20 protein-coding genes are annotated in these 11,126 nt (G+C 61.3%); 16 read left to right on the top strand and 4 right to left on the bottom strand.

Going from position 1 to position 11,126, the window contains the following annotated elements; all coding sequences use genetic code 11:
• The first annotated feature begins 23 nt into the window (after positions 1 to 23).
• The 12 genes from rpsJ (at position 24) to CA2_RS14680 (ending at position 6,028) form a co-directional block, all read left to right on the top strand.
• Positions 24 to 335: a 30S ribosomal protein S10 gene (gene rpsJ / locus CA2_RS14735; protein WP_005796953.1), complete on the top strand. Its 312-nt coding sequence runs from the start codon at positions 24 to 26 to the stop codon at positions 333 to 335.
• Between the two features lie 207 nt (positions 336 to 542).
• On the top strand, positions 543 to 1,217 hold the full coding sequence (gene rplC / locus CA2_RS14730; RefSeq protein ID WP_042418940.1) for a 50S ribosomal protein L3: 675 nt from the start codon (positions 543 to 545) through the stop codon (positions 1,215 to 1,217).
• On the top strand, positions 1,217 to 1,840 hold the full coding sequence (rplD, locus tag CA2_RS14725) for a 50S ribosomal protein L4 (RefSeq protein WP_042418936.1): 624 nt from the start codon (positions 1,217 to 1,219) through the stop codon (positions 1,838 to 1,840). Before rplC ends, rplD begins: the two co-directional genes overlap by 1 nt.
• On the top strand, positions 1,837 to 2,151 hold the full coding sequence (gene rplW / locus CA2_RS14720) for a 50S ribosomal protein L23 (RefSeq protein ID WP_042418934.1): 315 nt from the start codon (positions 1,837 to 1,839) through the stop codon (positions 2,149 to 2,151). Before rplD ends, rplW begins: the two co-directional genes overlap by 4 nt.
• 2 nt (positions 2,152 to 2,153) lie before the next feature.
• Positions 2,154 to 2,978, top strand: coding sequence for a 50S ribosomal protein L2 (rplB, locus tag CA2_RS14715; RefSeq protein ID WP_042418931.1), 825 nt, complete (start codon positions 2,154 to 2,156; stop codon positions 2,976 to 2,978).
• A 10-nt stretch (positions 2,979 to 2,988) separates the two neighbouring features.
• Complete coding sequence (gene rpsS / locus CA2_RS14710; RefSeq protein WP_042418928.1) at positions 2,989 to 3,264, top strand: 30S ribosomal protein S19; 276 nt, start codon at positions 2,989 to 2,991, stop codon at positions 3,262 to 3,264.
• 9 nt (positions 3,265 to 3,273) lie between these two features.
• Complete coding sequence (gene rplV / locus CA2_RS14705; protein ID WP_042418925.1) at positions 3,274 to 3,606, top strand: 50S ribosomal protein L22; 333 nt, start codon at positions 3,274 to 3,276, stop codon at positions 3,604 to 3,606.
• Between the two features lie 16 nt (positions 3,607 to 3,622).
• A complete protein-coding gene (gene rpsC / locus CA2_RS14700; RefSeq protein WP_042418923.1) occupies positions 3,623 to 4,483 on the top strand; it encodes a 30S ribosomal protein S3 in 861 nt (286 codons plus the stop codon).
• 2 nt (positions 4,484 to 4,485) lie between these two features.
• The gene (gene rplP / locus CA2_RS14695; RefSeq protein ID WP_042418921.1) at positions 4,486 to 4,902 is read left to right on the top strand and encodes a 50S ribosomal protein L16; all 417 of its coding nucleotides are present in this window, start codon (positions 4,486 to 4,488) and stop codon (positions 4,900 to 4,902) included.
• Positions 4,903 to 4,913: 11 nt separating this feature from the next.
• A complete protein-coding gene (rpmC, locus tag CA2_RS14690) occupies positions 4,914 to 5,111 on the top strand; it encodes a 50S ribosomal protein L29 (protein WP_042418918.1) in 198 nt (65 codons plus the stop codon).
• A 9-nt stretch (positions 5,112 to 5,120) separates the two neighbouring features.
• Entirely contained in the window at positions 5,121 to 5,390 is a 270-nt protein-coding gene (gene rpsQ / locus CA2_RS14685; protein ID WP_042418916.1) for a 30S ribosomal protein S17, read from the top strand.
• Positions 5,391 to 5,521: 131 nt separating this feature from the next.
• Positions 5,522 to 6,028, top strand: coding sequence for a peroxiredoxin (locus tag CA2_RS14680; RefSeq protein WP_042418913.1), 507 nt, complete (start codon positions 5,522 to 5,524; stop codon positions 6,026 to 6,028).
• Positions 6,029 to 6,113: 85 nt separating this feature from the next.
• Here the strand turns inward: CA2_RS14680 and CA2_RS14675 are convergent, their stop codons facing one another.
• The 3 genes from CA2_RS14675 to CA2_RS14665 all read right to left on the bottom strand — a co-directional run bounded on the left by CA2_RS14675 (position 6,114) and on the right by CA2_RS14665 (position 8,337).
• Entirely contained in the window at positions 6,114 to 6,686 is a 573-nt protein-coding gene (locus tag CA2_RS14675; RefSeq protein ID WP_042418911.1) for a hypothetical protein, read from the bottom strand.
• Between the two features lie 403 nt (positions 6,687 to 7,089).
• Positions 7,090 to 7,581, bottom strand: a complete 492-nt coding sequence (locus tag CA2_RS14670) for a GNAT family N-acetyltransferase (RefSeq protein WP_042418959.1) — start codon at positions 7,579 to 7,581, stop codon at positions 7,090 to 7,092.
• 72 nt (positions 7,582 to 7,653) lie between these two features.
• On the bottom strand, positions 7,654 to 8,337 hold the full coding sequence (locus CA2_RS14665; protein WP_042418907.1) for a cytochrome b/b6 domain-containing protein: 684 nt from the start codon (positions 8,335 to 8,337) through the stop codon (positions 7,654 to 7,656).
• 141 nt (positions 8,338 to 8,478) lie between these two features.
• Here CA2_RS14665 and CA2_RS14660 point away from each other — a divergent pair, with 141 nt between their 5' ends.
• Entirely contained in the window at positions 8,479 to 8,940 is a 462-nt protein-coding gene (locus CA2_RS14660) for a c-type cytochrome (protein WP_042418904.1), read from the top strand.
• A gap of 132 nt (positions 8,941 to 9,072) precedes the next feature.
• Here CA2_RS14660 and CA2_RS14655 read toward each other — a convergent pair whose 3' ends face one another.
• A complete protein-coding gene (locus CA2_RS14655) occupies positions 9,073 to 9,576 on the bottom strand; it encodes a TlpA disulfide reductase family protein (RefSeq protein WP_042418902.1) in 504 nt (167 codons plus the stop codon).
• A 128-nt stretch (positions 9,577 to 9,704) separates the two neighbouring features.
• Here CA2_RS14655 and CA2_RS14650 point away from each other — a divergent pair, with 128 nt between their 5' ends.
• The 3 genes from CA2_RS14650 (at position 9,705) to CA2_RS14640 (ending at position 11,066) form a co-directional block, all read left to right on the top strand.
• On the top strand, positions 9,705 to 10,286 hold the full coding sequence (locus CA2_RS14650) for a hypothetical protein (RefSeq protein ID WP_052369954.1): 582 nt from the start codon (positions 9,705 to 9,707) through the stop codon (positions 10,284 to 10,286).
• A gap of 80 nt (positions 10,287 to 10,366) precedes the next feature.
• On the top strand, positions 10,367 to 10,828 hold the full coding sequence (locus CA2_RS14645; protein ID WP_042418898.1) for a PTS sugar transporter subunit IIA: 462 nt from the start codon (positions 10,367 to 10,369) through the stop codon (positions 10,826 to 10,828).
• The gene (locus CA2_RS14640; RefSeq protein ID WP_042418895.1) at positions 10,797 to 11,066 is read left to right on the top strand and encodes an HPr family phosphocarrier protein; all 270 of its coding nucleotides are present in this window, start codon (positions 10,797 to 10,799) and stop codon (positions 11,064 to 11,066) included. Before CA2_RS14645 ends, CA2_RS14640 begins: the two co-directional genes overlap by 32 nt.
• Positions 11,067 to 11,126 lie beyond the last annotated feature (60 nt).

The following is an 11,126-nucleotide window of genomic DNA, read 5'->3' as shown; positions in this document are numbered from 1 at the left end:
CTTAGAAAAAACTAGGAATTAACATGTCCAAGCAAAAAATCCGCATCCGCCTGAAGGCTTTCGATTACAAGTTGATCGACCAGTCTGCAGCTGAAATCGTTGATACCGCGAAGCGCACTGGCGCGATCGTCAAGGGTCCCGTGCCTCTGCCTACCCGCATGAAGCGCTTCGACATCCTGCGTTCGCCCCACGTGAACAAGACTTCGCGTGACCAGCTGGAAATCCGCACGCACCAACGTCTGATGGACATTGTCGATCCTACCGACAAGACCGTGGACGCTTTGATGAAGCTGGACCTGCCTGCTGGCGTGGACGTCGAAATCAAACTGCAATAAGAACTCGCACGGGCACCGTTCGCGGTGCCTTGTAAGGTCTTCTTTTGACGCGAACTTGCTTGAAAAAGCAGTTCGCGTTAAAATTTGGAGCTTCGCTTTTCTGGCGAAGTTTTATTAACCTTCTTTCGTGCGCTTTGCCGGGCATTCTGGTTGGGTGCAACGCTGGGCCAATTGCAGTTACAGCGGCGAAAGTTTTGGAGCAAACAAATGAGTCTGAGCAACTCCCTGGGGTTGCTGGGCCGCAAGGTGGGCATGATGCGTCTGTTCACTGATGATGGGGACGCAGTGCCCGTCACAGTGGTGGATGTGTCCAACAACCGCGTGACCCAGGTCAAAACCCAAGAGAATGATGGCTATGTGGCTTTGCAAGTCACATTCGGTACACGCAAGGCATCTCGCGTGACCAAGCCTCAAGCCGGTCACCTCGCCAAGGCAGGTGTTGAAGCCGGTGAAGTCACCAAAGAATTCCAAGTGACCGAAGAGATCGCTGCCAAGTACGCAGCAGGTACAGCCCTGCCCGTGGCCGATCTGTTCAGCGTTGGCCAGAAAGTGGACGTGCAAGGCACTTCCATCGGTAAGGGCTTCCAGGGCACGATCAAGCGCCACAACTTCGGTGCACAGCGCAACTCGCACGGTAACAGCCGTTCGCACCGCGTGCCCGGTTCTATCGGTATGGCACAAGACCCCGGTCGCGTGTTCCCCGGTAAGCGCATGACTGGTCACATGGGTGATGTGACCGTGACAACCCAAAACCTGGACGTGGTTCGTGTCGACGAAGCACGCCAACTGCTGTTGATCAAGGGTGCAATCCCTGGCGCGAAGGGTGGCTTCGTGTCGGTGCGTCCTGCCATCAAGGCTAAAGCTTCCAAAGGAGCGAACTAATGCAGCTCGAACTCCTGAATGAACAAGGCCAAGCCGCGTCCAAGTTCGACGCGCCTGAGACTGTGTTCGGCCGTGCGTACAACGAAGACCTGATCCACCAGATCGTGACTGCTTACCGTGCCAACGCACGCCAGGGCACGCGCGCTCAGAAGGATCGTGAACAGGTCCGTCACACCACCGCCAAGCCTTTCAAGCAAAAGGGTACAGGCCGTGCACGTGCCGGTATGTCTTCCTCGCCTCTGTGGCGTGGGGGCGGTCGCGTCTTCCCGAATCTGCCTGAAGAAAACTTCTCGCAGAAGATCAACAAGAAGATGTACCGCGCCGGTATGGCTTCCATCCTGTCCCAGCTGGCCCGCGAAGGCCGTCTGGCAGTGGTGGAGTCCCTGACCGTTGACACTCCCAAGACCAAGGTTCTGGCTGACAAGTTCAAGTCCATGAATCTGCAGTCGTCGGTGATGGTGATCGCCGAAGAGATCGACGAGAATCTGTACCTGGCTTCGCGCAACCTGAAGAACGTGTTCGTGGTGGAACCCCGCTACGCAGACCCCGTTTCTCTGGTGCATTACAAGAAAGTGCTCATCACCAAGGGCGCAATCGACAAACTCAAGGAGATGTTCGCATGAGCACGCTCAAGTTTGACGAAGGTCGTCTGATGCAAGTGTTGGTCGCTCCCATCGTGTCCGAAAAGGCCACCATGGCTGCCGAAAAGTCCAACGCTGTGACTTTTAAGGTGCTGCAAAACGCTACCAAGCACGAAATCAAGGCTGCAGTGGAACTGCTGTTCAAGGTTGAAGTGGCTGGCGTTTCTGTGGTGAACACCAAGGGCAAGACCAAGCGCTTTGGCAAGACCATTGGCCGCCGCGACAACGTGCGCAAGGCTTATGTGCGTCTGAAGCCCGGTCAAGAGCTGAACCTGTCTGGGGAGGCTGCTTAATCATGGCTGTTATCAAACTCAAACCAACTTCGCCTGGCCGTCGTGGCGCGGTGAAGGTGACGCGTGACCACCTGTTCAAGGGCCCTGGCTATGCTCCACTGCTGGAATCGCAGTCGGAGAAGGCTGGCCGTAACAACAACGGTCACATCACAACCCGTCACAAGGGCGGTGGTCACAAGCACCACTACCGTGTGGTGGACTTCCGTCGCAACAAGGATGCCATCCCCGCCAAGGTGGAACGCATTGAGTACGACCCCAACCGTACGGCCCACATCGCTCTGGTGTGCTATGCCGACGGCGAGCGTCGCTACATCATCGCTCCCCGCAATCTGGCTGTGGGTGCGACCATCGTGAGCGGCTCCGAAGCTCCGATTCGCGTGGGCAACACCCTGCCTATCCGCAACATCCCCGTGGGTTCGACCATCCACTGCATCGAGCTGCAACCCGGCGGCGGCGCGCAAATCGCCCGCTCCGCAGGTGCTTCCGCTACGCTGCTGGCTCGCGAAGGCGTCTACGCTCAAGTGCGTATGCGTTCCGGCGAAGTGCGCAAGATTCACATCGAGTGCCGCGCCACCATCGGTGAAGTTGCCAACGAAGAGCACAGCCTGCGCCAGTACGGCAAGGCCGGTGTGAAGCGTTGGATGGGTATCCGTCCTACCGTCCGTGGTACTGCCATGAACCCGATCGACCACCCGCACGGTGGTGGTGAAGGTAAGACCGGCGAAGGCCGTCACGCTGTTGACCCATGGGGCAACCTGACGAAGGGCTACCGTACCCGTAACAACAAGCGCACACAAAGCATGATTGTGTCGCGTCGTAAGAAGTAAGGGGTAGCAAATGACTCGTTCTCTCAAAAAGGGTCCGTTTGTTGACCATCACTTGGTTGCCAAGGTTGAAAAGGCCGTCGCTACCAAGGACAAGAAGCCCGTCAAGACCTGGTCGCGTCGCTCCATGGTTCTGCCCGAGTTCATCGGTCTGACCATCGCCGTGCACAACGGCAAGCAGCACGTGCCTGTCTACATCACCGACCAAATGGTGGGTCACAAGTTGGGCGAATTCGCACTGACTCGTACCTTCAAGGGTCACCCCGCCGACAAGAAGGCCAAGAAGTAAGGAACGACCATGTCTGAAACACGTGCAGTCCTCCGTGGCGTCCGCTTGTCGGTTGACAAGGGTCGCCTGGTCGCGGATCTGATCCGCGGCAAGAAGGTGGATCAAGCTCTGAACATTCTGACCTTCACGCAGAAAAAAGCTGCTGTGATCGTGAAGAAGGTTCTGGAATCCGCTATCGCCAACGCCGAGCACAACGACGGCGCCGACATCGACGAATTGAAGGTCAAGACCATCTACGTCGAGCAAGGCACGACGCTCAAGCGTTTCACCGCTCGCGCTAAGGGCCGTGGCAATCGCATCAGCAAGCCTACCTGCCACATCTACGTGACAGTCGGTAACTGAGGCCTAAAGGAAGAATATGGGACAGAAAATCCATCCTACCGGCTTCCGCCTTGCTGTGAGCCGTAACTGGGCTAGCCGTTGGTACGCTAGCAACCGTGACTTCGCCGGCATGCTGGCCGAAGACATCAAGGTTCGCGAGTACCTGAAGGCTAAGTTGAAGAACGCTGCTGTGGCACGCGTGCTGATCGAGCGTCCTGCTAAGAACGCCCGTATCACAATCTTCTCGGCCCGTCCTGGTGTTGTGATCGGCAAGAAGGGCGAAGACATCGAGAACCTGAAGAAGGAACTCGCCACTCGCCTGGGCGTGCCCGTTGCTGTGAACATCGAAGAAGTGCGCAAGCCTGAAATCGATGCCAAGCTGATCGCTGACTCGATCACCCAGCAACTGGAAAAGCGCATCATGTTCCGTCGTGCCATGAAGCGTGCGATGCAGAACGCCATGCGTCTGGGTGCCCAGGGCATCAAGATCATGTCTTCCGGTCGTCTGAACGGTATCGAAATTGCCCGTACCGAGTGGTACCGCGAAGGCCGCGTGCCTCTGCACACTCTGCGTGCTGACATCGACTACGGCTTCTCCGAAGCCAAGACGACTTACGGCATCATCGGCGTGAAGGTCTGGGTCTACAAGGGTGATACCTTGGGCCGCAACGACCTGCCCGCCGTCGAGACTCCCCGTCCTGATGACGAGCGTCGTCCACGCGGCCCCCGCCGCGATGGTCGCCGTGACGGCGCAGGCCGTGGTGCCCGCCGCCCCACAGGCGGTAACGCAGCTCCTGTAGACGGCAGCGACAAGCCTGCTGGTGCCGGCGCTGACTCCGTTAAGCGCGTTCGCAAGACTGACGCGCCCGCTACAGCAGCGGACGGTAAAGGAGAATAAACATGCTGCAACCTGCACGCCGCAAGTTCCGTAAGGAACACAAAGGCCGCAACACCGGTATCGCTACCCGTGGCAACGCTGTTGCTTTCGGCGATTTCGGTCTGAAGTCTACCGACCGTGGCCGTCTGACTGCACGTCAGATCGAAGCCGCACGTCGTGCGATTTCGCGTCACGTCAAGCGTGGCGGCCGTATCTGGATTCGTGTGTTCCCCGACAAACCCATCTCCACCAAGCCTGCTGAAGTGCGTATGGGTAACGGTAAGGGCAACCCCGAGTACTACGTGGCCGAAATCCAGCCCGGCAAGATCATCTACGAAATCGTGGGTGTTCCTGAAGAGCTGGCACGTCAAGCGTTCCGCCTGGCCGCTGCAAAGCTGCCTCTGCGTACGACCTTCGTGTCCCGTCACATTGGTGAATAAGGAGAATCAACATGACTAAAACTGCTGAACTCCGCCAAAAAGACGTGGCCGCCCTGGAAGCTGAAGTGAAGTCCCTGCAAAAGGCCCACTTCGGTCTGCGTATGCAAAAGGCCACGCAACAACTTGGCAACACATCGACTCTGAAGGCCACACGCCGTGAGATCGCCCGTGCCAAGACCATTCTTGCTGAAAAGCAAGCCGCCAAGTAAGGAGCCGACATGACGGAAGCTAAAACATCCCTCAAGCGCACCTTGATTGGCAAGGTGGTGAGCGACAAGCGCGCTAAGACAGTGACCGTGTTGGTGGAGCGTCGCGTGATGCACCCCATCTACGGCAAGATTGTGGTGAAGTCCTCGAAGTACCACGCTCACGACGAGCAAGGTGAATTCAAGATGGGTGACACCATCGAAATCACCGAGAGCCGTCCGCTGTCGAAGACCAAGAACTGGGTGGCGACCCGCTTGGTGCAAAAGGCTGCTCTGGTTTAAGCGTTCAACCGCTTTGACTGCATAGTCTTGAAAAGCGACCCACAATGTGGGTCGCTTTTTTATTTGTCGCCTTGCCCGGCGCTGTGCGCACGGGAACAAGCCAAGGCGATGCACATCCTGGAGGACACACAATGATCAAGGTTGGAGACGCGCTGCCCGCAGTGAAGCTGATGGAGTACGTGGAAGTGGAAGGCAATGGCTGCAGCATCGGCCCTAACCCTGTGGAGCTGCCCCAGGCCGCCGCAGGCAAGACGATTGCCCTGTTCGCCGTGCCCGGCGCCTTTACCCCGACCTGCTCTGCCAAGCACCTGCCTGGTTACATCGAGCAGGCCGAGGCTTTTAAGGCGGCAGGCGTGGACGAAATCTGGTGTGTGTCTGTGAACGATGCGTTTGTGATGGGCGCCTGGGGGCGCGAGCAGAACGCCACCGGCAAGGTGCGCATGATCGCCGACGGCGACGCCGCATTTGCCAAGGCCACCGGCCTGACCCTGGATCTGAACGGCAAGGGCCTGGGTCTGCGCAGCAACCGCTACTCGATGCTGCTCAAAGACGGCAAGGTGGTGAGCCTGAACGTCGAAGGCCCCGGCAAGTTTGAAGTGTCGGACGCCGCCACGCTGTTGGCCCAAGCCAAGGCCTAAGCCGCCGAGGATTGCAAAAAAGCGCTGCTTCTGCAGCGCTTTTTTTATGGTGCTTGGCGCCAGCTGCGGCACTCGCCGGTTGCGGCTAGGGCGGGGTGGTGGCTGGTGGAAGCTGTGACGAGGGGGCTCCTTTGTCCACCAACGGCACCACACTCCAGCGCCCGGACTGGAAGACATCGGGCACGCCCCGGTTGCTGGCTTCGCTGGCCACGGTCTGGCGCCAGCCCTCCAGCAGGTGCGTGCGTCCTGCTGTGTCGCGCATCAGCAGGGCGGTTTTCATGAAGTGCATCAGGCGGACCACCACCGAGGCCGGCCGTGCGTCGGGGCGCATCCAGCGGTAGGAGGCGGATGCCTCGGCGCCAAAGTAGGTGGCAAAACGCTTGAGTTCAACGTCCGTGGCCTCGTTCATCAGGCTGAAAACTTCCGAAGCCGTCGGGACTTTAGGTACGACGGCCAGTTCCGGGTGCTGCGCCAGAAAGCGCACCAGCAGGGCCAGGGCCGGGTCTTTGACCGGCGCGTCCGGGGCCTGGCGCACGATCTGCATCCAGCGGGTGATGGACATCCCGAGCACCCAGATGATGTCCTGGGTCGCCAGCCCGAAGGCCTGGCGCACGGTCTCAAGGTCTCGGCCCAGCACGGGGCGGTCAGTGGGAATCATGGGCAAGTGGTCGGTTCGGTGTCGCAACGCCGTGCCAGCGCGGGAATGGCCATCGACGCTGCTGCCGCATTATTCACGGACTGCGTCCCCGCATCCAGCGCGGATCCCGCGTGTCGGTCAAACACACACCATGCTGCTGCCAGCGGCGTGATGTGGCGGCGGAAGGTGTCGACCGCGGTGTCATACCGACGGCGGCGATGCGCCAAATTCCGAGGGCTGCGCATGCGCGGGTGGAGCCCACGCGATTGCCGTGAACGTGTGGGGTCTGTGGTGAATGCGGCGTAACACCACGCCATGCCATCAAGCTTTCCGGTGACGTGACATGGTGCCCCGCTTGGCTGCGTGTGTACCTGCAATGCCATTCCTTGCACCGTGCGGGCGCCTGGATCGGTGCGGCCGCCGCTCAGAAGATGTCGACCTTCAGGTAGTGTGCCCCGGCAATTGGGTTGTGGTAGTAGGGGGCGATCGCCATGAATCCCAGGTCGGTGTAGAGGTTGCGCGCCGCCTCCATGTCGTCCAGGGTGTCCAGCAGCACGCAGGCATAGCCCGCTTGGCGCGCCGCATCGAGGGTGCTTTCGGCCAGTTGGCGCCCCAGGCCAAAGCCCCGGAAGGCCTTGCGCACGTACAGGCGCTTCATCTCGGCCGCATTCGGGTAGTCGGCGGTGTCCAGGGGGCGCAGGGCGCAGCACCCGGCCAGGGCATCACCCACATGGGCCAGCAGCAAGCTGCCGCGTGGCGCGGCATAGTCGCCGGGCAGGGTGGCCAACTCGTGGGCAAAATTTTGAAAGGCCAAGTCCAGGGCCAGGCTGTCGGCGTATTCGCTGAACAGCAAGGCGGCGCTGGCCATGTCTTGGGGCGTCGTGGCGAGGGCGACTGCCACGCTGGGGTGGTCCACGTTCAAAACTGGGTGTTCAAGGGCAAAACAAAAGCCCAGTGTAGCGGCATGCCGCAGCCAGGGATACCGGGGTTAGAACGCAGCCCGGGTCCAGACCCAGTAGGCCATCACGGCGCAGGCCGCAGCGAACAGCAGGGCGGAGGCCCAGCTGGCCAGGCCATCGCGGCTGGCGGGCAGGTCAGCGGGCAGGCCGCCCTTGTCGCCGTGCAACATGGCGGGCACCAGCTTGTCACGCCGCACGAGGCTGTAGAACACGATGGCGGCCAGGTGCAGGCCGATTACCGTCCACAGCAGCCACTGGCCCCAGCCTGTGTGCCAGCTGGTCGCCCAGGCGATGGTGTCGGACGAGACAAAGCGCACCAGGGGGCCGGCGAAGGCGATTTCGTCATCGCTGACCAGCCCGGTGCCGACTTGCAGGCCCAGGATGCCCAGCATGGCCAGCACCGACAGGGCGCCCAGAGGGTTGTGGCCGGCCTTGTCGGCGGGGCTGCCCTGGCCGCGCAGGTGGCGCAGCAGCCGCACGGGACCGGGGATGAAGGTGGCGAAGCGCGACCAGTGGCCACCGACCAGGCCCCAGACCACGCGGAACAGCAGCAGTGCCAGGACCACGTGCCCCAGGCGCAGGTGCCATTCCATGGCGTTGCCACCGATGTTGGCGGTGACGATCAGGGCAATCACGCTGGCGGCCAGCGACCAGTGGAACAGGCGCGTGGGCAGGTCCCAGATGCGCAGGCGGGTGGTGGTGGGGGAGCTCATGGGTGGAATGTACGGGACGGAAGGGGAAAGATGCTGCGGCGCATCAAAAAATGCCGGAGGGTTGGGGAACTGCCGGGGCGCGGCGATACTCCCCTGTTACAACCAGGGTTGTCTGGTTCATACCGAGAAAGGAAGTTCCCCATGAAGTTCAAAACCTTGTCCGTGGCTGCGCTGGCTCTGTCTGCGGCGCTGGCGGGTGCGACGGCATCGGCCGACACGCTGAAGTTTGGCAAGACCGAAGATGCCGTCAAGTACCGCCAGAATGCCTTGTTCGTGATGAGCCAGCACTTCGGCTCGCTGGGCGCCATGGCCAACGGACGGGCCGAGTTCAACGCCGATCTGGCCAAGCAGAACGGCGCTGTGCTGGAGACGCTGGCCACCTTGCCCTGGCAGGCGTTCGGCGCAGGCACCGAGGGGGGCAAGACCAAGCCCGAAGTCTGGAAGGAAAAGGCCAAGTTCGACGGCCATGCCAAGGATTTCGTGACCGAAGCCGGCAAGCTGGCCGCGGCCGCCAAGACCGGGGATATGGCACAGCTCAAGGCCGCCTTCGGTCCTGCGGCCCAGACTTGCAAGGCCTGCCACGACGCCTTCCGCAACCGTTGATAGCCCCCTGGTTGTTTGAATAAAAAAGAGCTGCCAGCGCAGGTGTGGATTGAGTTTCAAGGCTTTTAAGGCCTGAAACCCCACGCCATCCAGCACTGGCAGCTCTTTTTTTTGAGATGGTACTGGCGCGTCTCAGGCCTCGGCCAGCAGCTTTTCGATCAGCTGGTGCAGCTCTTCAAAGTTGGGCTGCCCGATGTAGGTCTTCACGATGTCGCCGCGCTTGTTGACGATGTAGGTGGTGGGGGTCAGCTTCACGTCGCCCCAGTCCTTGGCAATCTGGCCGGTGTTGTCCAACGCCACCTTGAAGGGCAGCTGGCGCGACTGGGCGAAGTTCACCACATAGCTGGGCGGGTCGTACTGCATGGCCACGGCCAGGGTGTCATAGCCCTGGTCCTTGTACTTGTTGTAGGTCGCGATGACCTCTGGCATTTCCGCCACGCAGGTCACGCAGCTGGTGGCCCAGAAGTTGACCAGCGTCACCTTGCCGCGCAGCTGCTGCGTGGTGGTGCTGGAGCCGTCGAGCAGCACGAATTGCGAACTGGGCGCGGGCTGCGCGGACTCGCCCCACAGCACATAGCCCCCCAGACCTGCGAATGCAGCAAGCGCCACGCCTGCCACCAGATGTTTGATTGCCATACGTCGTATTGTGCCAAGTTGCCGGGATGCTGCCCCAGGCAGACCCCCGCAGCACGCTCATGTATGGAGTGGTTTTCCCCGAAGAAGTTCAGCATCCAGTTCGTCCGGGGTTTGCCGATAATCCAGGCATGAGCAAGATTTTCCCCCTGATGCGTTGTGCCATGGTTGCCGCTGCTGCGCTGGCCTTGGGCGCCTGTGGCAAGCACGAACCGGAGTTGCCCTGGCGCCCCGTCGCGCTGGACGACGCAGGGCTGGAAATGCAGTTTCCGTGCGATCCGCAGTTCGCCCGCACGCCGGTGGACTTCGGCATGTCCCTGGGCCGCGTGCCGGTCAACATGATGGGCTGCGACGCCGTGGATTCCACCTTCGCCCTGTCGCACTGGGTGCTGGACGATGCCAGCCAGGCCGACGATGCTCTGGCATTCTGGGAGGCTGCGGTGCTGACCCGCCTCAAGGCCGTGGACGGCGAGGGTGACAAGAGCGGTGCCCCCTTCGTGCCCGCCGGCGCCATGGACCTGGGGCGTTCCATCCGCGCCACGGTGGAGGGCGTCGGCCCCGCAGGCTGGACCATCACCACCCACGGCGTCTGGTTTGCGCGCAAGGAGGGCGACAAGGCGCGCATCTTCCATGCCGTGGTCTACGCCCCCAAGGCCCACCACAAGATCGCGGGCCAGTTCTTCAACAGCATCGTGCTGCAGGCCCGCCCCTGAGCGGATCGGCCCGCGTGCTGCGCTCTGCGGCTCACGCGGCACGGCTGGCGCGCCATAATGGCAATCCAGACTAAGGCCTTATGACCACGACTGCCAACCACATCCTCCTGATTGCCCACGCCCCGCTGGCGCACGCCTTGCGCGAATGTGCGCTGCACGTGTTTGCCGACAGCGCCCAGGATGTCAGCGTGCTGGATGTGCCGCCCAACGAATCTCCCGAAGACACGTTGCAGGCGGCACGCACCTTGCTGGCGCACAGCGGGGCCGAGCGCACCCTGGTGCTGGCGGATGTGTTCGGTGCGACGCCCAGCAATGTGGCCCACCGGCTGGTGGAGGGCAGTGCCGCGCGCTTGCTGGTGGGGGTGAACCTGCCCATGCTGCTGCGCGCCATCTGCTACCGCTACGAACCGTTGGACGAGCAGGCCGCGCGTGCGCTGGCAGGCGGTCAGCAAGGCATGCTGCAAGTGGCGGCCAGCAATGCCCCACGCAACCAGAATTCCCGGAAAGAACATGGTCAAGACAGAGATCACCATCAGCAATAAGCTGGGCTTGCATGCCCGCGCTTCGGCCAAGCTGACCAAGCTGGCCGGCAGCTTCCCCTGCGATGTCTGGATGAGTAAGGGCGAGCGGCGCATCAACGCCAAGAGCATCATGGGCGTCATGATGCTGGCGGCCGGAGTGGGCTCCGTGGTGGAGCTGGAAACCGATGGCCCCCAGGAGCAGGAAGCCCTGGACGCACTCGTGGCACTGATCAACGACAAGTTTGGCGAAGGCCAATAAACACGGGCAACGCAGCAGTTAGGCTGCGTTTTTTGCATGGTGCACCGTCGGTGCCCAGCA

Origin of the sequence: Comamonas aquatica NBRC 14918 (assembly GCF_000739875.1) — a bacterium.
GTDB lineage: Bacteria > Pseudomonadota > Gammaproteobacteria > Burkholderiales > Burkholderiaceae_C > Comamonas > Comamonas aquatica.
This window is presented reverse-complemented; position numbering and strand designations above follow the sequence as displayed.